Raw genomic sequence first — 19,824 nt, forward strand, 5'->3', positions numbered from 1 at the left:
TCTGAAGGTTGACCCCCTCCTTCAGGGTAAAATACTGTTTTATCGAAGATTAAACATTTATCTCCATCTTTTTCAACTATGCCCAAAACTTCCGCTTCAAATTCTTTTTGGTAGAAATCTTTATAGAACAACAAATCTGTTTCAGGGAAGTCTACTTCAAATGTGGATTTTTTATTAGAAGTGTCCTTTTCGTGAGCCCCTGCAACTTGAGTAAAGAAGTTATCCGGAACATTAACGGTGAAATCATTGCCCGCCATTTCAACAACAGTTTCAGGAGGTATTCCATGAGCATCATATAAGTCTATTAACATTTCAAGAGGCATTTCAGATTTGCCTTCTTTTTTAAGTCTTTTAATGGACCTTTTAACAATGCTTTTTCCTTTTTTAACTGTTGCGGCATAACGCTCTTCTTCCAAGGTAATGATATTCATGATATGTTCTTCTGAGTCACGAATTTCAGGATAAAATTTAGATAGGAAATCCAGTTGAATGGCCATTACGTCAGCCAGAGATTCCTTCATGTTCAAATCCTTCATGAACCTGATTGTTCTTCTTAACACCAAACGTGCAAGGTAACCCTCTTTAACATTGGAAGGGATAATGCCATCAGCAATCATGAAAGCCAAACATCTTGTGTGGTCTGCAATGATATAGATTGCTTCCATCGGTTCAGCTGCTTTTAAATAATCTTCCAAGGAAAGGTTTAAGCTGTCCGCCACTTGCTGCCTTAATTCCTTTAAATCACCTATATCTTCGATATCCATCATTCCTGCAATCTGGGCGTTTCTTCCCTGGATATCCTCATTGATTTCAACACCAGTCAATTCTTTCAATTTATCAACAACAGGTGCAAAACATGCATCATAGGCAGTTGGAGTTCCCTGTGAAATCCATGCAATACGTTCGAGACCATAACCAGTATCAACAACCTTGATTGGAATTTCCTTTTTGTCCCCGTTTTCAAGGGTTTCATATTGGATGAAAACCAATGTTGCAAGTTCCACCCCTCTGCAGCAGACTTCGTAGCATGGCCCTTCGTTACCTCCGCCGCTCCACCATGATTTGATGAATGTAATCTCTTCAGTGTTGATGCCAATGTGTTCAAAGAATTTATGACACAATTCGATTGTACGGTCTTCCCAGTAAATGAAATCATCTTCCTTGTTGATTACAGTATGGGTTCCCATTGTAAAGCAGGTCATGTGACGGCCTGTTCTTCCGACATTGTCAACATCATTAAGTCTGATTGAAGGTTGAGCCATTTCAATAGGATTTGCAGGTGGCTTAACAAGGCCTGAGGTAATCCATGGCTGGAAACAGAAGATTGATGCTCCAACTAAAAATACGTCATCCCTCCATCTTTTTGCAAGTACTGGGTACCTGTGGACATGTGTATGTCCTTCGCTTTCTAAAAATTCTCTAAAAACTTTCTGGATTTCATATAAATTGTATGGCTTATCAGTAGCAGGATTTGCAATAAACTCATACTCATCACATGGAGCATCTCCACAAGTATCCCTATCAACTTGGGAGTAAAACTCCTGTCCGCAAGTTTTACATGTTTGTTTTTTATAACCAAGTTCATCAAAAATTTCTACCATATGAATCAGTTCTAATCATTTATTAGTATAAAATATGTTTTTTGTTTAATAAATAATTAATGAAAATCAATTAATGATTACTTAAAAGCTTTCCAAATTCCAGGATAAAAAACATTGAAAAACAGCAAATACACAATTAAAAAAATCAAGAGAAATAAACTTAAAAATCAGATAATTAGTAAAAATAGTCAATTAACAAAAAAAAGAATAAAAAAAGAAAGGTGATAGATTTAAAAAATCTATCCGAAGAGAGCACCTAATCCAGCTGCTGCTTCTTCTTCAGAAGCTTCTTCTTCTTCCTCTTCTTCTTCCTCTTCTTCTTCAGCTGCTTCAGCTGCTGCAGGAGCTGCAGCTGCAGGAGCTGCGGATGCAACAGCTGCGGTTTCGATAGCTTCTTCGATGTCAACATCTTCTAAAGCTGCGATTAATGCTTTAATTCTAGCATCATCAGCGTCGATACCTGCTGCTTCAATAATACCTTTAACATTTTCTTCGTTAATATCTTTTTCTGCACTGTGCAAAATCATTGCCGCATATATATATTCCATGTTATCACCATTAGTTTTTTAAAGTGTTAGTTATTAAATAATAAAAATTTTAATTAATTAATTTAACCGAAGAGAGCTCCTAACCCAGCTGCTGCTTCTTCTTCACTACTTTCTTCTTCTTCCTCTTCTTCCTCTTCTTCAACAACTTCCTCTTCTACTACTGGAGCAGCTGCTACAGCAACATTAGAAAGTTTATCTGCTAATTCATCGTCAATTGCGCCTTCAGTATCAGCAATTGCAGAAGCAATAGCTAACATTCTAGCGTTAACAAGACCAAGAATTGGTTCTGAAGTTTTGGAAGTTAATATAGCTCCTTCTACACCAACGCTGACAGCTCTGGTATGTGCGAGAGACAATATTGTGGAAATAGTTTTTGTAGTAGGTATAGCTGCATTAACAGACAAGTTGAATGCACCTGAAAATGCTTTTTGTACATCTGCTAATGTTTGTTCTTCGTCGATTGCAAGTACATCGGAAGTATAAACAGATCCTTCTTCGTATACTGCTTTTAAATCAATTCCTACTTCCATCGGATTAATATCCATTCTTGCCAAGGTAGCTGCTACTTGTTTAGATACTTCATCACCTGCTGCAACAACAACAGTTTCTTTTTGTACGCAGATTTTACCTTTATCAATTTTTGCAGGAATTCCAACTTGTTGTAATTCACCTAAGAATGGCCCTGGTTCAAATCCAGTGTCCCCTTCAGGTACAATAATATCATCAGGAGCAATAGTTCCTGGTTTTGCAGGAGCTGATGTTTTGCTGTCTTCTAATATTTTGAACAATTTGAAAGGGTTCATTTCGGTTGCAATAATTGCAACTTGACCATCCATATGTCCAGATAAATCAACAATGTTGTTTTTATCAGCATTACAATCTTCAAGAGCTAAATCAATGAGATTCTTTTTAGACATTCTGATAACAGCTTTTTCGTTGAGGGATTTCCTCATTTCTTGGAGCTGTTTTGCAGGAATGTTCATTAAATCCACAATACCAATAACATCGTATTGATTAATGATTTCTGAAAGCTCTTTAACTTCTTCCTTTTTCCATTCAGCAACATGAGCCATTAGATCACCCTCACTACTGGTCCCATAGTTGTTTTTATAAACATGGACTTGATTTGACTTCTTCCTTTTTCTAAATTGCGGTCTAGGACTGTAAGAACAGTTTCAATGTTTTCAGCTATGTCTTCGTCTGACATGTCTTGGCTTCCAACAACAATTTGAACACTAGCTTGTTGTTTTACACCAACTTTAACAGTACTTTGTAATCTTTCTAAAAGAGGGTCAAGTTTGATACTTGCAGGCACTGGTTTTGGCATTTTTCCACGAGGACCAAGAACTGGACCTAAGAATCTACCAACGAGTGGCATCATATCAGCTTGAGCTACAAAGAAATCAACAGAATTTGCTGCTTTTTTAGCGGATTTTCTGTCTTTTCCAAACTCTTCTAAATCACTTTTGTTGATTACAAGATCGAGACCAGCATTTTTAGCTTGAACAATGAGTTCCCCATCAGCTATGACTCCGATTTTAACATCTTTGCCACGGCCGTTAGGAAGAGTAACTTCCTCATTAAACCTATTTTCTGGCTTTTTGACATCTAAGTCACGGATATTAATAATAATATCTACGGACTCAGTGAAGTTTCTCGGCTTTGATTGTTCTTTAGCCTCCTTCACCGCGTTAACTACATCTTGTGTCATATTCATCCCCCATGAACATTATTGTTCAATGGTTTACATTTGGTTTCATGAGAATCGATTACTAAGAAAAAAATTCTTAAACGATTGCATGAATTAAAAACAGTATATCAATTATAATCGCAATTATAACATCATATACACTGTATTTATTAACTTAATTAAATTTTAAAAAATGATATCTATTCTGCTAAGATATCATCATATTCTCCAGCATCTACAGCTTTTTGTGCTTCTCTTGGGTCTTTACCATCAACAGATAATCCCATACTTACACAGGTTCCCATAACTTCTTTAACACCTGCTTTGTAATCATTTGCAAGTAATGAATCGAATTTCATTCTGGTAATTTTTAAAGCAGTTTCAATAGGTAAGTCATTTACAATGTCTAAACCTGGTTCGTGAGAAGCTTTTTCGATGCCTAATTCCTCCATGATAAGTGCAGTTGTTGGTGGAGTACCGATTTCAATTTCGAAATCTTTAGTATCTCTATCAATGGTAACTTTAACAGGCACTTTCATTCCTGCAAAGTCAGCGCTTTTTTTGTTGATTTCTTCAACAACTTGCATCATGTTAATACCGAAAGGTCCTAAAGCAGGTCCTAATGGTGGTCCTGGAGTAGCGGTTCCACCTTCGATAAGAACTTCGACTGTATCTTTAGCCATCAGTCAGCCTCCTTTTGAATTATTCTAATTTGATCAGCTTTAACAGTAACCGGAATTGGTACTGCTGCTTCTATTAACTCAAGGACGACTTCTTCACGTGATTCATCAATACGAACCACTTTCGCCCTTTCACCTTTGAACGGTCCAGAAATAAGCTCAACAATACTTCCTTTCTGAATTGAGGAAATAATTGGCTCTGGTTTCAAGAATCTTTTTACTTCTTCGAAAGTAATACCAACACTACCTTCTACAACCCCTCTTAAATGTTGTACTTTTAAGTCAGGATTTCTAAGATCTATTTTTGTTGAAGATTCAACTAAAATATACCCTTTTAAAGATTCTGGAACAAGAATTGATGAAATGCCTATGCCATCAATAGTTCTGGCCTTACGAGCAAGCAACCTGGCAACATTCCTTTCTTGACCTGCAGAGGTTTTAAGAGCATATATGGAACTATTAGTATCTTCCATGAAAAATTCACCTATTTTTACTAGTTAATAAAATCATACATTAAGTTAAAAGTTATTTGAAGCCTGCAAAATAATTGCAGATTCTTAGGTAATTCACAAAATTGTGAAAATTGACTAAGCTATCCCCCAGCTTCCCTAGGTTCTAATAATATCAATAGCTTATAGATTTTACTTGACAGTGAAAATCTAAAACAAGATAAAATTATTACAAAATTTTATTATAATTGCCTTGGATTAAAAGAGATGATTAATAGGTTTATAATCCTATTAATGAACCGAGTAAAACTATTACAAAACCCATTACACCAATAATAACTACACCAATTGCAGAAACTTTAGCAAGTTCTCTATATTCTTGTGCATCAGGTTTTCTAGATACTTTTAATACTCTTTTACTGTCTTTAACAAATTTATCAAAACGTTCTTGTACATTCATTTTAAATACCCAAAATTAAAAAAACTATGAAGTCATAGTTTAATGAATTATAATAAAATAATAGTAATAAAATAATTTATAATTTAAACATTAATAAATGTTTGCATTTTTCAAAAAAAATAATAAGATAGAATTAGAAAATTCCATCAATAAAATCATCTAGTTGATCACTAGCTGCATCTGATTCTGAAACATCATTAGTATATTCGATATCTGGCTCATTATCAGAGTCATAATCAGATTTAATGCCTGAAACAACCACAGTGGTCCTAACAGTATTTTGAAGACTTTCATCAATTTGAGTACCCCAAATAATGTTAGCTTCAGGATCCAATTTATCAGCAACAACTTGGACAATTTTTTCAGCTTCATGTAAAGTTAAGTCAGAACTACCTGATATGTTAACTAATGCACCAGTAGCGTTTGAAATATCAATATCAAGTAATGGGCTGCTTAATGCTTCATGTACAGATTCCAATGCTCTGTCGCCAGAATCAGATTCACCCATACCAATCATAGCCATTCCAGAGCCACTCATGATACTTCTAATATCTGCAAAGTCTAAACTTACAAGACCTCTTTTAGTGATTAATTCAGTAATTCCTTTAACTGCTCTTCCTAAAATTTCATCAGAAACCATGAAAGCTTTATTTAAAGGTAAGTTTGGTGCAACTTCTAATAATTTATCATTAGGGATAATAATAACGGTGTCTGCAGATTCTTGAAGTTTTTCTAAACCTTGTTCCGCATTTTCCCTTCTTTTAATTCCTTCAGCAGAAAATGGTAATGTTGCAACAGCAACAGTCAATGCACCTAATTTTTTAGCTAATTTTGAAATGATGGGAGCTGAACCAGTACCTGTTCCTCCACCAAGACCGCAGGTGACAAATACCATGTCTGCACCCACTAATTCTTCTCTGATTTCATCTTCGCTTTCTTCAGCACATTCTTCACCTACAGATGGTTCTCCACCTGCACCCAATCCTTTTGAAGTTTGTCTACCTAATAATATTTTTTTACTAGATTGGCTATAAAATAAATCTTGAGCATCAGTATTTACTGCAATTGTAGTTGCTCCTTCGATACCCATTTCATTTAATCTTGAAATAGTGTTGTTACCTGCTCCACCAGCACCAACAACGAAAATTTTAGTTTTAACACCATCCATTATACTAATAAGCTCATCATCAATATCTGAGGAGATTTTTTCGGGTGTTTTTTCTTCCATTCTTTGTTCAGATTCTTTTATTGCATCATCTATAAATTTCACAAATTAACCCCACATACTCTGCTATTAAAATAATTGTTAAATATTTCTATTGCAACTAATATTTAAATGCAACTACTTTTAAGAAAATATGGAAAAAATATATTATTATAAAATATATTAATTAATCCCTAGGCATTGCAATAATTTCATGGAATTCCAAGTCAAACAAGTTTTTAGCATTGGCAGGAGTTAAAATAACTGCACTATCAACACCATGACCTCTTCCACCAATTGCAATAATTTCTTCACCAACAGGAATTAAACCTGCATCAGCAGCCATTATTGAAATTTCAGCCGCCACTTTAATACCATGGGAAAACATTCTAAAAGTATCTGCAACCACATCCAATGGAGAATATCCACCATATTTATTAGTTACACCTCTTGCAGCCCCACTAAATGCATGTAATCCAAAGTAAGTTACAATTCCTTCATCTTCTAACTTTTTAATCATTTCATCAGAAATATCAGATTCATTAGGACCGCTAAAACCACAATGATGAGTTACATTGATGATTTTAACCTGATCACCCACAGCATCTGCAAGCTTCAATGCAGATTTTCCTGATGCAGAAGCAATAACAATATGTTTAATTTGATCAGATAATTCCAATCTATCTTTAACAGCCAAAATTAATTCATCAGTATAATCATTACCTTCCTTATCAAAATATGTTATAAACTTTCTTGACATATCGACACTTCCAAAAACTTATAAAATAAAATAACTTACTATATTAATATATTAAACAACTGGTTTTAAAAAGATTTTTATGAAGAGTGATGAACTGAAAAATATAAAACATATAATAAATGGAGATTACATCGTAATTCCCATTGAAACAGGCTACATTAAACCAAATGAAAATTTAAATTCAATAATTTATCCTGCAAAAGAATTAATGGAAGATGGCGATTATTTAGTGATAGCTGAAACACCAATTTCAGTTTCACAAAATAGATTAGTGGATGAATCCAAATACAATCCGTCATTGACTGCAAAATTTCTAACAACCTTTTGGAGCAAATATCTTTGGGGATATGTTTTGGGACCTGCCTTGGGAATCAAAGAACGAACCATCAAGAATCTTCGGAAGTTGCCGGAAGAGACAAAAGCACATAAGGAAGTGGTGCTTCAGTTATATGGAATGAAGCATGCATTGAAACCTGCTTCAGAAGCAGGAATTGATTTGAGTAATGCTCCCGGAACCTACGTTTCTCTACTCCCTGAAAATCCGGAAAAGGTTGCAAAGGAAATTAAAGATGAAATAGGAAAAGACGTTTGCGTACTTATTATTGACACCGATGCAACATATATGAAAAATGGAAAATATTTTACCGGCCTTCCCATTGCAATTGATGGAATTGAAGCCGACAAGGGATTTTTCGGATACTTCAAAGGACAACTGTCAGAAAATATGGGTTCAACACCATTAGGCTGCAGTGAAAAAATCAGTGTTGAAGAAGGTTTGAAAATTGCCAATATTGCAGAAGACTATCAGAAATCACTTTCCACAGAAATGAAAACAATACACAGTGTAAAAGCCGTTTTAGGCACAGAAATGGATGAAGTAACCGTTGAAGCATTGGATTCAATTACCCACACCCCCGCAGTGATTATCCGAAAAAGACAATTATAAACCACACCCTCAAGATAATGCCAAAATATGGACATTCAAGAAAAATTTTATATTAAATATTTTATATAAATAGAAATGCTTAAACAATAATATGAAACGATTATTTTTTAAGAGTTAAACTTAAAGGATTGGTCTTGATGAAAATAGATACGTTAGGTAAATATAGGAATTTCTTATTGCCCTTGGCAGATTGTATTGCCATCATTTTAGGGTATTATTTTGCATCTGTATTGATTACAGATTCATTTTTAATGAATCCCACAAGTGCAGTTACAAGAAATGAACTTATAATCAGTATAATATTGGCGATTATAATTTTCCAGATTGTTTTTAGAGTTACAAAAAGATACTCCAATATTGTCAGATACGAAAATAATCAAGACTATATAATATACATACTCCTTTCAATCGTTTCAATACTAATCGTATCCGTAATTGAAGAGCTCATATTAAAAATGAAAAACCCTTCAATCAAATTTAATTTGGCTGTGAGCCTTATTATCGGTATTATCATAATAGTAATACGTTTGGTTATAAAATATATGTTATTATCAGATATTGCCAATAAAGAAATAAATTACACTCCTGAAAACAAAAAGAAACTATTAATCATCGGAGGAGGCTATTCAGCAAACGACATAATAGGCACATTGAATACTACACTAAAAGGAAGATATGAAATTATAGGAATCATCGACGATAACAGAAAACGTGTAGGATACTCTGTTGCAGGAGTAAGAATCATAGGTACCAGAAACGACATTGAAAGAATCTGTGAGAAATACAATATCGATTCAATCTTCTTTACCATAGTGAATATTGACAATAAAAATAAAAAGGAAATTCTTGAAATCTGCAGCAAGACAGGTGCTGAAATCAAAGTTCTGCCAAGTTTAAAGGAATTGATTACCCAAGAAAATCTCTACAGCAGCCTAAGAGATGTTGAAATTGAAGATTTGCTTGGAAGAGACCCTATTGAACTCGACAATAACAATATTAAAAGCCTAATCCATGGCAAAACCGTTTTGGTGACAGGCGGAGGAGGATCCATCGGTGAAGAGTTATGCAGACAGATAATGCTGCATGATCCAAAGCAATTATTAATGTTAGACATTTATGAAAACAGTTTATATAATATTGAATTGGAATTAAAAGGAAAATATCCCAATAGCGATATCAAAGCAATCATTGCAAATATTAGGGATGAACAGAGAATGTTTGACTTATTTGAAGAATTTTCTCCAGAAGTCGTTTTCCATGCCGCAGCACATAAGCACGTGCCACTAATGGAAAACAATCCTTCAGAAGCTGTTAAAAATAATGTGTTTGGAACATATAATCTAGTGAACGCATGTGACAAGTATAAAACAAAACGATTCATTTTAATCTCAACAGACAAAGCGGTCAATCCGACAAATGTAATGGGCGCAACCAAAAGAATGTGTGAAATGATTATACAAGCAAAAGACAAAGAAAGTGAAACCGAATATGTTGCCGTTCGTTTCGGAAATGTCTTAGGAAGTAACGGGTCCGTAGTGCCATTATTCAAAAGACAAATCAAGGAGGGAGGTCCTGTAACCGTAACCCACAAAGACATTACAAGATTCTTTATGACAATACCTGAAGCCGTGGCTTTAGTATTACAGTCAATAACCTATGCAAAAGGTGGGGAAATCTTCGTATTGAATATGGGTGAGCCAGTTAAAATTTATGACCTTGCAAAAAGTCTTATTGAATTGTCCGGATTGAAACTAGGCACAGACATAGATATTGAGATAACCGGCTTAAGACCTGGAGAAAAGATATATGAAGAACTATTGATGGATGAGGAAAATCTTGAAAAGACCAATCACGAGAAGATATTTATTACAGAGCCAATGAACTTTACAATGGACGATATCCAAGTTAAATTAGATTCATTGCAATATTTGATTGATAATGACATAACCGACAAGGAACAAATCAAAAACACATTAAAAGAATGTGTTCCTACTTATAAAAGTCCTGAAGAAATTAACGGAGATAAAATATGAATATACCATTTTCACCCCCAGACATTACAGATGAAGAAATTGAAGAAGTAGTTGAAGCTTTAAAATCAGGTTGGATTACAACCGGACCAAAAACAAAAGAATTTGAAAGAAAAATAAGCGAGTACTGTGACACTGACAAGACCGTTTGTTTAAGCGCAGCAACTACCGCTTTAGAAATGACCTTGAGATTATTGGGCATTGGCAAAGGCGATGAAGTAATTGTACCTGCATATACATACACTGCAACATGCAGCGTCATTTGTCATGTTGGAGCCACCCCAATAATGATTGACAGTCAAAAAGACAGAGAAGAAATGGATTATTCATTAATGGCAGATGCAATTACTGATAAAACAAAAGCAATAATTCCTGTTGACATTGCAGGAATATTATGCGATTATGATAAGATATTCGAAATAATTGAAGATAAAAAAGAATTATTTGAAGCCAACAATGAAATCCAGGAAATTTTTAACAGAATCATTGTTGTTGCAGACTCCGCTCACGGTTTTGGAGCAATAAAAGAAGATAAAAAATCAGGAAGCTTAGCTGACTTCACATGCTTTTCATTCCATGCAGTTAAAAACCTGACAACCGCCGAAGGTGGAGCGGTAACCTGGAAAAACCACGACGGATTGGATAATGAAAAGGTATACAAAAAATATCAGATTCTATCCCTGCACGGTCAAACCAAAGATGCCTTGGAAAAAACACAAAAGGGGTCTTGGGAATATGATATTTTAATTCCAGCATATAAATGTAATATGACTGATGTTCAGGCGGGAATCGGTCTTGGACAAATAAAAAGATATGACTCAATGCTTACCCGAAGACATGAAATCATCGACAAGTATGATGCCGCCTTTAAAGACTCAAAAATCATAATACCAATCCATAAAACCGAATCAATGAGATCTTCCGGACATCTGTATCTCACAAGGATTGAAGGCATAACACTTGAAGAGAGAAATGAAATCATAGTTAAAATGGAAGAGAGAGGGATAAGTACAAACGTTCACTACAAACCGCTCCCATTATTAACAGCATATAAAAACCTAGGTTTTGACATTAAGGATTACCCTAATGCATACAATCTGTTTAAAAATGAATTGAGTTTGCCTATTTATTCCAAGTTAACAGATGATGAAGTTGACTACATCACAGAAAATTTACTTGACATTTTAAAAGACTATTAAATTTTAAAAAATTAGTTATATTTTTATAATAAAAAAGATATAACTAAACATTAATTTTATAAGTTATCATAATTACTATTTGTTTATTTTTTTATATTTTCAGTTTAGATAACAATATGATAATGAGATTTAGGGGAAATTAAATGATAGATGATCCATTAGTAAAGACCTTATTAACCAATGTTGTTGAAGATGAAAGCAATTTACCTATTATTCAATCTTTAATTGACGGAATTGAAACCGATGAAGAAATAGCTAAAAAAACTGGAATTAAATTAAATATTGTTAGAAAAATTCTTTACAGACTTTATGATATGGGATTAGCTAGTTATAAAAGAAGTAAAGACCCTGAAACTCAATGGTTTACATATTCTTGGAAATTTGAAACTGAAGAAGTTATTTCACGTATCAGAAAAGATTCTGAAAAATATTTGAAAATGCTGAATGATGAATTAGAACGTGAAGAAAATAATATGTTTTTCATATGCCCGCAAGGTCATGTGAGACTTGATTTTGATGAAGCTTCAGATTATGAATTCCTATGCCCTGCATGTGGCGAAGAACTAGAATTCCAAGACAACGAAGCCAACATTAAACAGCTTAAAGAAGACATTAAAATGGTTGAAAGTAATTTTAATTCCTTCAATGAAAAAGTGAAAAACTAATATGAAAATGGAAATTGAATTGCTTAAACAGGAAGGAACTCCCAATAATGTCATAGAACATTGTGAAGCTGTTTATAAAAAAGCTATGGAAATAGCTGCTAATTTTGATAATGTGGATGAGGACCTAATTAGGAAAGGTGCTTTGCTGCATGATATTGGAAGATCCAAAACACATGACATAACCCACGCAATCGAAGGAGTGAAGATTGCCCAGAATTACGGTTATGATAAAGATGTATTGAATATTATCGAAAGGCACATTGGTGCTGGAATTACTGAAAGCGAAGCAGAAAAACTTGGTCTTCCAGTGAAATCATACATTCCACAAACCCTTGAAGAAAAGATTGTTGCACATGCGGACAATCTGGTTAGCGGCAGTAAAGAAGTTGATATTGATTTTGTTATCAAAAAATGGAAAAGAAGAATTGATGATAGCGACGACAACATTGAAAGGTTGCTTAAATTAGATGAAGAATTAATTAAATCTTTTGAGGAATAAGTATGAAAGTAATATGTTCAAGTGAAGAGTCTTTATACCGCCCAGAAGCTGTAAGGTGGAGACAAAGGATGGAAATGATGAAACCTCTTGGAGACACTGTCGTTTTATTGCCTTGCAGTATGAAAAAGCCTTATTCCAATTCCAAATCACACCAAAAGTTTAGAAAAATCACAAGGTCATTTCAAGAGCTTATTGTTACATCCCCATTTGGAATCTGTCCTAGAGAGCTTGAAAATACTTTTCCAATTCAGTCATATGATGTAAGTACAACCGGCTCATGGTCACAGGATGAAATTGATGAAAGCGGAAAGCTAATCAGAAAATATTGTGAAGGGAAAACAGTTATTGCGAATCTTGCAGGAGGTTATTTAGAATCCTGTGAACAATATGTTGATGATTTTGTTAATGTTTGTGTAGATGAAAGACCAACATCACCCGATTCACTTTATAACCTGAGGATGGAACTTAAAAAGCACCAACGAGTCAACAGAAGAGAAAAGACTTTGCATGAATTACGTTCCATTGCAATGTATCAATTTGGAGAAAACGCTTATGAGTTTATTCCAGATAATGTAAAAACCAAGGGAATGTATCACAAAAGGATATTGTCTGATGGAAAGCAGTTGGCTTTACTTAATAAAGATCATGGATTATTCAGATTAAATTTACCTGGTGGAGAAATTTTAAAAGATTTGGGAATTAATATCGTCAATATTGATTTTAATTTAGAAACCAATACTGTATTTGCGCCAGGGATTAAAAAAGCAGACCACAAAATTATTCCAAATGATGAGGTTGTGGTTGTTAAAGATGACACAGTAGTGGGTGTTGGAAAAGCCATAATGACCGGCCGTGAAATGGAAGAATGCGGCAATGGAATTGGCGTGAAAATAAAACACCGAGTTAAATGAATTCAAACCATTACCTAAAATATAAACAAAACATATATAAATGTCATTAATAATAATTATAAATACAACAAAAATAGGAGACTAAATATGTCAGAAGATTTAGTGAATGATATTAAAGATGCTGTTTCTGTAATTAATGACCCTCACATGGGAATCAGTATTGTAGAAATGGGTATTGTACAAGATATTACCGTAGATGGCGATCAAGCTGAAATTATACTCAAACCTACCAACCCAGGCTGTATGAGTATCACCCGTATTGCGGCTGATGCAAAAATTAGAGCTGAGAACGTTGAAGGTATTGAAAAAGTAAAAATCATCGTTGAAGGACATGCCATGGCTGACTCCATTAACGAAATGATTAACAGATAATTTTTTTAAAACTTATTTAATTCTATATATAATCTTCAAAAAACCGAAAAGATTATATATAGCTATTAATATAAGTATAAGTGTTGACAGTTAACTGTCGAAGATATTTTTTTATAGGCTAGTGGCACAGCTTGGTTAGCGCGCTCGGCTGATAACCGGGAGGTCATGGGTTCGAATCCCATCTAGCCTACTTTTAACTGATTTTTGCAATATTTTCTTTTTACATGACAATTTTTTCTTTAAAAGACTGAATTTTCAGATAGTGACTAATTTTATATAGTATTTTCAACATAATTTATCACCAATGTACAAAAAGTTGGAATAATGATATTTATGTGGGAAAAAATCAACGAAAAGTTCAAAAAATATCCGGCACGAATAAGAGTTGCTGAAAAAATGATTGAACTAGGATTATCTTTAAATGATGACGGCAAAATTTATTGCGGCAATCTAAAAATAAGTGATAAAGCATTAGCTACTGCTACCGATGTAGATAGACGAGTAATCAAATCAACCATAAACGTCATAAAAGAGGATGATGAATTATACAATTTATTCAACAATATCATCCCCGCAGGAACACTTTTAAAAAATATTGCAAAAAATCTAGAATTGGGCGTAATAGAAATAGAAGTAGGATCTGAAAGTGAAGGAATACTAGGTGCAACAGCAAATTTAATTTCAAAAAAAGGAATCGGCATAAGACAAGCTTATGCTGAAGATACTGAGCTTCAAAAAGCCCCATCATTAACAATCATAACAGAAAAACCTGTTAGTGGTGATTTAATAAACGAATTTTTAAAAATAAAAGGAGTAACAAGAGTGTCTATTTACTGATTTTCTAAATCAGCCATTCTTGCTTTTTCCATTTCTTCATCTTCTTTTTCAAGAATATCTAAAAGTTCTTCCCAAGCTTCTAAAGATTCTTTAGCAGCTTCTTCGGTTAATTTTTCAATTGCAAAACCAGCATGGATTAAAACATAATCTCCTACCTCAACATCAGGTAAAAGATCTAATTTTGCTTGTTGTCTTGCTCCACCAAAGTCAGCATACAACCAGTTTTCCTCTCTATTAATTTCAACAACGTGAGCAGGTGCTGCAATACACATAATTCCATCTCCAAAATTTTAATATATTATTACTATTAAAAGTTAGTATTATATAAAACTATCTACAATAGGCGATTTTATGAAAAATATTGTTATTGGTTCAGGGCCTGCAGGACGATTAGCTTCCATGCAGCTCGGAAAACTTGGAGAAGAAGTTATATTAATTGAAAAAAATCATATAGCCGGAACTTGCTTAAATGAAGGATGCATGGTTATTTGTGCATTGACAGACATTACAAAATTTATCGATATGAATAAAAGATTTAACAATCATGGATTTTTAAAAAGCCAAATTGAAGTCTCTTATGAAAAAATAGTTGAAAAAATTACTGCAACCCAAAAAGCTCTTAGAGCAATAGAGCAGAAAGAAAATGAAAGTGTAGGAAACAAAGTTATTTTTGGCGAAGCAAGTATTGATGGAAATGAAATTAAAGTGAATAATGAAAGCTTTGAATATGACAACCTGTTAATTGCAACAGGAGCACGTCCATACATTCCAGACATTAAAGGCAGCGATTATGGATTAACCAACAAAGATATTTTAAAACTTGACGATGTTCCTGAAAAATTGAATATCATCGGTGGAGGAATAATAGCCTGTGAAATAGCAAACATTTATTCAACTCTTGGAAGTGAAGTCAATGTTCTTGCAAGAAGCGAATTCTTAAAGGAGATTAATGAAACAACAAAAAAATATGTTCTGAAAAAGATTATTCCTGAAGTTAATGTTTATGAAAATATCAATGTAAAAGAAGTTTGCGAAAATAAAGTCATCACAGAAAATGATGAAGAGCTGGAAGGTATTGCATTTTTTGCAACAGGTAGAACACCAAACAGTGAAATAGCCGAAGGATTTGTAGAATTAAATGATGACAAATCAATCAAAGTTAATGAAATGATGCAAACCAATGTTGATAATGTATATGCTGCAGGTGATGTAACTGGAGGATATAAGCTAACACCAGTAGCAAGAATGGAGGGTATCGCAGCTGCAAGGAATATGGCCAACTATGCAAATAAAGTAAGCTACCATTGCATTCCACAAACATTAAGTTTGAACATGGAAGTGGGTTTTGTTGAAAATGAAAAAAGTGAATGCAGTGAAGATGACAAAGCCACAATTGGAATACCTGGAATTGCAGGGCCTGGTGCATTTTGGAATATCCTAACTGGAGATACCGGATACACCGAAATTGAATTTGACAAAAAGAACAATAAAATCAACAAAATCAATTCAATATCACCATCAGCACCCAGCGATATTGCATACCTCTCATATTTAATGAGAGAAGATTACGACTTGGATGACTATGGAGATTTCCTGGAAGTCCATCCAACAACAGATGCAAATTTTAGAACAATAAAATATATGTGGTTATAATACCACTATTCTAATTTTTTTAACATTCTGTCCGCCAAATCATCAGCGGCTTCAGAGCAGAGCTTACCATATTTGACAGCATTTTGTTTTAGGGAATCCATATTCTCGAATGCCTCGTTTATGCTTTTGCAAACATCTTCAACTTCAGATTCGATAATTGCCCCTTTAAACACTCCTGCCATATTCTGGTATCTTCCCCATTTTACTTTAGTCAAAGCGATAATCGGAGTTCTTGCAACTAAAGCCTCTTCTAGAGAAACACCATCATCAGTCAACACAGCCAAATCAGCATATCTGAATAAATCATTAATCCATGTGATGTAGCCTGCATAAATGATTTTTTCTTCATCAATCAAATCCATATATTCATCATGAAGCGGAAGTCCAACCAAAACAAGATTATACTTATCGCCAAACTCTTTTAAAGTCAAATCCATCGCACGAATAGTTCCTTTAAAAATTGATGATCCTGAAGAAAATAAAATGGTTTTTTTGTTTTCATCAAAATTAGGAAATTCCTTAAGCTTTTCAAAAGCAACCTCAGCATCTCCCTCATCAACATCTTTAGACAAAGGATAGAACGCCTTGTCCATATTTTCAGGTAATTCATCCCATCTGAATTTATCCAATTCTGGCAAAATATAACATTGATTGAATTTTGGACAAAATGATGAATCGAGAGGTGTTGAAATTAAAGAAAATGTTGGCTTTCGTGCAAATTTACCTCCAAGTGATGCTACAATAGCTCCACCACCCAAAACACCAACTACAAAATCAACTTTTAATTTTTTAATAAGGTTTCGGGCTTTGAATGTTGCAACAACTAATTTGGCAGCTCCTTTTGCGGCGGATAATTTTGTTGCAGAATGCCCACCAGCATGAGGGACTGAAATCTTATGCCAATTATAGCCATGTTTTTCAAAAAGAGTTCCATGAGCAGATGCATCCAATGCTATTTCACAGGTAACCCCCCTTCTTTCAAGAGCGTTCATTGCATTGAGAGCAGTCATTGCATCTCCACCCAATCCCCTACCAGTAACAATAAATAATGCCTTCATAATTTATCTCCTTAACATTATTCTTGGTTTAACATCATCGTTATGATAATCTGGATGGCGTCTTGCATAAGGATTGTATAATAATCTTCTAAATCCTAATGAAATTAATAACGGGCTTGTAACAGGATATTGATTTTCTTTTAAAACATATTTCCTAACCAAATCTCCTAATCCTCCGCCGGTTAAGACATCCATGAAATAATCTCCAAAAGTAGGATTGATTAAACCTAACCTTTGTCTGAAGAATACTTTTAAGGTATTGCGTCTTACAAATGCTATTAATGCTGTAGTGATTAGGAACAATAACAACAGCCACCAGAATCCGCCAACAATATAAAATGCGATTCCTAATGCCACTCCGAATGTATGGTTTCCAACTTCACCCATCATGATTTTACCTGAGAAATCCAATGGGCAATATCCTAAACAAACTACCAAAATCAGCAATGGTGTGTAAATAGCCAATAATTCCCCCGCAGGTTGAGAATTGATTAACAACATTATTCCAATGGTTAAAACAGACATGATAATTGTTACAATACAAGTAGATCCAGGTTGCATATCTGAAATATTCATAGGTTGAACCATCAAAGCAATGAGAATTGCAGAAACACCAAATCCTTCCATGATTCCAACAATCATTACCAGAATTATACCTATGCCTCTTGAAAGTTGCCCCCATTCAATTCCTAATGGGGCGAATTTTTTTCTTCCTAAAATATCGTCAATAAAAGCAAAAACACCAATGATTAAAACAAGATTATTGAATTTCGGCAATAAATAAAATGATAAAATAATAAATGGAACTAAACCAATACCTCTAGGTATTCCACCACGCACATTAGGATATAAATTGCCCAAATAGCCTTGTTTTCCTAAAAAATTAAAAATTATACTCAATACTGCCGTTCCAACAGCAGATAGAATAAAAACAAAAACCATTGCAAAAATTACTGACAGATACATCATAAATATCACAATTATAAAAATGTCTTATACATTATAAGTTATAATAGTTTATTCTATATAAATCTAATATATCAATAATTTCAACAAAAATCAGGCGATTTCATACCTTAAAATCGCAGCCATGCTCCCCAAGCTTTCCAGTTGCTTGCCTCCTTCATGTTCGCTGCTGATGACCATGACTTCACCTTTCATATTTTCAACCATGTCCATCAAATCACCCATATTTTCATCAGCCACCTTAGTATCCAATACTAAAAGTTCGCTGACAGCTCCAAGATTTATTGCATTTTTCGTTTCTTTTGACCCATAAGCGATTTTTGAAGAATTTTTACCTATCTGTTCCAATAGCCTATTGATGGCACCCATTTCCTGGCCAACCCTATTTTCAGAGGTTAATTTTTCAACTGTGCCTTTTTTAAGAACTTCACTTATTCCGTTCCTGCCTCCAGAGCCAGTAGGTTCGATAATTGAGATGTTTGCCAAATCATTATGTTTTTCTTTGAGATAATCATAAAAATCGTTTTTAACAAATCCTGGACCCGCTATGATGATATTTTGTATTGAATCGAATTTTTCAATTGATTCTATTACCTTTTCATAGAATTGAGTAATGTTTTTCTGTCTGTTTTTATCGATTATCCTTTTTCCTGAAACATGACCCTTAATAGGACCATAATACTCGATTCCGAATTGCCTCATCAAACCTAAGGTTGCACTGTCATCTTCCAATACGACGATTATTGCAGATAATTTTTTAGATGCATCAATAGCCTGATTAAGTCGTTTAATTGCCCATTTTGGCCATCTTTCTTTCTTGATTGTTAAAGGGGTGTTAAGTTTAACTTCAAGGGTGTGGTGTGAACCCAGTGGAATCAAATCTTCAGGACCTCTTGTGATAACACCAGTCAACCTTAATTTACCTGTGAACAAATGAAAACTGATATTTTCAATGTCTAATCCCAAATAAAAAGTTTTTTTAACTCCCCTATCGCTTCTGAGTTTATCTCCAGTATTGTCCTGTATACGGCGTGTTGTTTTGGAAGATGCATTGTCACCAACTTCAACAATATGTGACAAATGCCATAAATCATCCAATGTTTCTGGAACAACTTCAATAATTCCCTCTTTTGTATCCTGTTTTATAATTTTCATAATATTCAGAAATATTTTATCTTAATAGTGAAAGAATACTCTGACCTCTTTAAGGTCGGAGATGAATTTCACAAAAAGGCATCTGAAGATATTAGTTTTCAAATGCTCTCTCTATTTCTTTATATATTATTTATTATTTAA

At 34.0% G+C, this 19,824-nt stretch carries 22 protein-coding genes and 1 tRNA gene; 10 read left to right on the forward strand and 13 right to left on the reverse strand.

Annotated features, from left to right (window positions below; genetic code table 11):
• The 9 genes from alaS to QZ143_RS06750 form a co-directional block, all read right to left on the reverse strand.
• Nucleotides 1-1,601 (reverse strand): alanine--tRNA ligase (gene alaS, locus QZ143_RS06710; protein ID WP_292882505.1); only part of this gene is annotated, 1,601 nt, incomplete at its 3' end.
• A gap of 239 nt (nt 1,602-1,840) precedes the next feature.
• Complete coding sequence (gene rpl12p / locus QZ143_RS06715) at nt 1,841-2,149, reverse strand: 50S ribosomal protein P1 (RefSeq protein ID WP_292882509.1); 309 nt, start codon at nt 2,147-2,149, stop codon at nt 1,841-1,843.
• 62 nt (nt 2,150-2,211) lie between these two features.
• Nucleotides 2,212-3,222: a 50S ribosomal protein L10 gene (locus tag QZ143_RS06720; protein ID WP_292882511.1), complete on the reverse strand. Its 1,011-nt coding sequence runs from the start codon at nt 3,220-3,222 to the stop codon at nt 2,212-2,214.
• Nucleotides 3,222-3,860, reverse strand: coding sequence for a 50S ribosomal protein L1 (locus QZ143_RS06725; RefSeq protein WP_292882514.1), 639 nt, complete (start codon nt 3,858-3,860; stop codon nt 3,222-3,224). Before QZ143_RS06725 ends, QZ143_RS06720 begins: the two co-directional genes overlap by 1 nt.
• Before the next feature lie 179 nt (nt 3,861-4,039).
• Nucleotides 4,040-4,522, reverse strand: coding sequence for a 50S ribosomal protein L11 (locus QZ143_RS06730; RefSeq protein ID WP_292882517.1), 483 nt, complete (start codon nt 4,520-4,522; stop codon nt 4,040-4,042).
• Nucleotides 4,522-4,992: a transcription elongation factor Spt5 gene (locus QZ143_RS06735; RefSeq protein WP_292605964.1), complete on the reverse strand. Its 471-nt coding sequence runs from the start codon at nt 4,990-4,992 to the stop codon at nt 4,522-4,524. The genes QZ143_RS06730 and QZ143_RS06735 overlap by 1 nt, the downstream gene beginning before the upstream one ends.
• 256 nt (nt 4,993-5,248) lie before the next feature.
• Nucleotides 5,249-5,428, reverse strand: coding sequence for a protein translocase SEC61 complex subunit gamma (locus tag QZ143_RS06740; RefSeq protein ID WP_292882519.1), 180 nt, complete (start codon nt 5,426-5,428; stop codon nt 5,249-5,251).
• A gap of 133 nt (nt 5,429-5,561) precedes the next feature.
• Nucleotides 5,562-6,698 carry a cell division protein FtsZ gene (ftsZ, locus tag QZ143_RS06745; protein ID WP_292605969.1) on the reverse strand — a complete coding sequence of 379 codons (1,137 nt, stop codon included), beginning with the start codon at nt 6,696-6,698 and terminating at the stop codon, nt 5,562-5,564.
• A 121-nt stretch (nt 6,699-6,819) separates the two neighbouring features.
• Nucleotides 6,820-7,392 (reverse strand): pyruvate kinase alpha/beta domain-containing protein, encoded by a 573-nt coding sequence (locus QZ143_RS06750; RefSeq protein ID WP_292882521.1) that lies wholly within the window; start codon nt 7,390-7,392, stop codon nt 6,820-6,822.
• Between the two features lie 79 nt (nt 7,393-7,471).
• Here QZ143_RS06750 and QZ143_RS06755 point away from each other — a divergent pair, with 79 nt between their 5' ends.
• The 9 genes from QZ143_RS06755 to QZ143_RS06795 all read left to right on the forward strand — a co-directional run bounded on the left by QZ143_RS06755 (nt 7,472) and on the right by QZ143_RS06795 (nt 14,851).
• A complete protein-coding gene (locus QZ143_RS06755; RefSeq protein ID WP_292882524.1) occupies nt 7,472-8,338 on the forward strand; it encodes a coenzyme F420-0:L-glutamate ligase in 867 nt (288 codons plus the stop codon).
• A 137-nt stretch (nt 8,339-8,475) separates the two neighbouring features.
• Complete coding sequence (locus tag QZ143_RS06760) at nt 8,476-10,371, forward strand: nucleoside-diphosphate sugar epimerase/dehydratase (protein WP_292882527.1); 1,896 nt, start codon at nt 8,476-8,478, stop codon at nt 10,369-10,371.
• A complete protein-coding gene (locus QZ143_RS06765) occupies nt 10,368-11,567 on the forward strand; it encodes a DegT/DnrJ/EryC1/StrS family aminotransferase (RefSeq protein ID WP_292882530.1) in 1,200 nt (399 codons plus the stop codon). The genes QZ143_RS06760 and QZ143_RS06765 overlap by 4 nt, the downstream gene beginning before the upstream one ends.
• A gap of 143 nt (nt 11,568-11,710) precedes the next feature.
• Entirely contained in the window at nt 11,711-12,232 is a 522-nt protein-coding gene (gene tfe / locus QZ143_RS06770; RefSeq protein ID WP_292882533.1) for a transcription factor E, read from the forward strand.
• Between the two features lie 7 nt (nt 12,233-12,239).
• The gene (locus tag QZ143_RS06775) at nt 12,240-12,731 is read left to right on the forward strand and encodes a TIGR00295 family protein (RefSeq protein WP_292605999.1); all 492 of its coding nucleotides are present in this window, start codon (nt 12,240-12,242) and stop codon (nt 12,729-12,731) included.
• A gap of 2 nt (nt 12,732-12,733) precedes the next feature.
• Nucleotides 12,734-13,642, forward strand: a complete 909-nt coding sequence (locus tag QZ143_RS06780) for a DUF5591 domain-containing protein (RefSeq protein WP_292882535.1) — start codon at nt 12,734-12,736, stop codon at nt 13,640-13,642.
• 87 nt (nt 13,643-13,729) lie between these two features.
• A complete protein-coding gene (locus tag QZ143_RS06785) occupies nt 13,730-14,014 on the forward strand; it encodes an iron-sulfur cluster assembly protein (RefSeq protein ID WP_292605984.1) in 285 nt (94 codons plus the stop codon).
• A gap of 115 nt (nt 14,015-14,129) precedes the next feature.
• Nucleotides 14,130-14,204, forward strand: a tRNA-Ile gene (locus tag QZ143_RS06790).
• A 131-nt stretch (nt 14,205-14,335) separates the two neighbouring features.
• The gene (locus tag QZ143_RS06795) at nt 14,336-14,851 is read left to right on the forward strand and encodes an amino acid-binding protein (protein ID WP_292882543.1); all 516 of its coding nucleotides are present in this window, start codon (nt 14,336-14,338) and stop codon (nt 14,849-14,851) included.
• Here the strand turns inward: QZ143_RS06795 and QZ143_RS06800 are convergent.
• Entirely contained in the window at nt 14,845-15,123 is a 279-nt protein-coding gene (locus tag QZ143_RS06800; protein ID WP_292605986.1) for a HypC/HybG/HupF family hydrogenase formation chaperone, read from the reverse strand. The two genes, QZ143_RS06795 and QZ143_RS06800, sit on opposite strands and share 7 nt — an antisense overlap.
• A 79-nt stretch (nt 15,124-15,202) precedes the next feature.
• Between QZ143_RS06800 and QZ143_RS06805 the strand changes: the two genes are divergently transcribed.
• Entirely contained in the window at nt 15,203-16,504 is a 1,302-nt protein-coding gene (locus QZ143_RS06805; RefSeq protein WP_292882537.1) for an NAD(P)/FAD-dependent oxidoreductase, read from the forward strand.
• Nucleotides 16,505-16,509: 5 nt separating this feature from the next.
• On the opposite strand, the gene QZ143_RS06810 is transcribed toward QZ143_RS06805, so the two are convergent.
• The 3 genes from QZ143_RS06810 to QZ143_RS06820 all read right to left on the reverse strand — a co-directional run bounded on the left by QZ143_RS06810 (nt 16,510) and on the right by QZ143_RS06820 (nt 19,683).
• Nucleotides 16,510-17,562: a glycosyltransferase gene (locus tag QZ143_RS06810; protein ID WP_292882540.1), complete on the reverse strand. Its 1,053-nt coding sequence runs from the start codon at nt 17,560-17,562 to the stop codon at nt 16,510-16,512.
• A 3-nt stretch (nt 17,563-17,565) separates the two neighbouring features.
• The gene (locus QZ143_RS06815) at nt 17,566-18,531 is read right to left on the reverse strand and encodes a cell wall biosynthesis protein (RefSeq protein ID WP_292605993.1); all 966 of its coding nucleotides are present in this window, start codon (nt 18,529-18,531) and stop codon (nt 17,566-17,568) included.
• 90 nt (nt 18,532-18,621) lie between these two features.
• Complete coding sequence (locus QZ143_RS06820; protein ID WP_292605995.1) at nt 18,622-19,683, reverse strand: mRNA surveillance protein pelota; 1,062 nt, start codon at nt 19,681-19,683, stop codon at nt 18,622-18,624.
• Nucleotides 19,684-19,824 lie beyond the last annotated feature (141 nt).

Origin of the sequence: Methanobrevibacter sp. UBA188 (assembly GCF_905234905.1) — an archaeon.
In the GTDB taxonomy this organism is placed as follows: Archaea; Methanobacteriota; Methanobacteria; order Methanobacteriales; family Methanobacteriaceae; genus Methanocatella.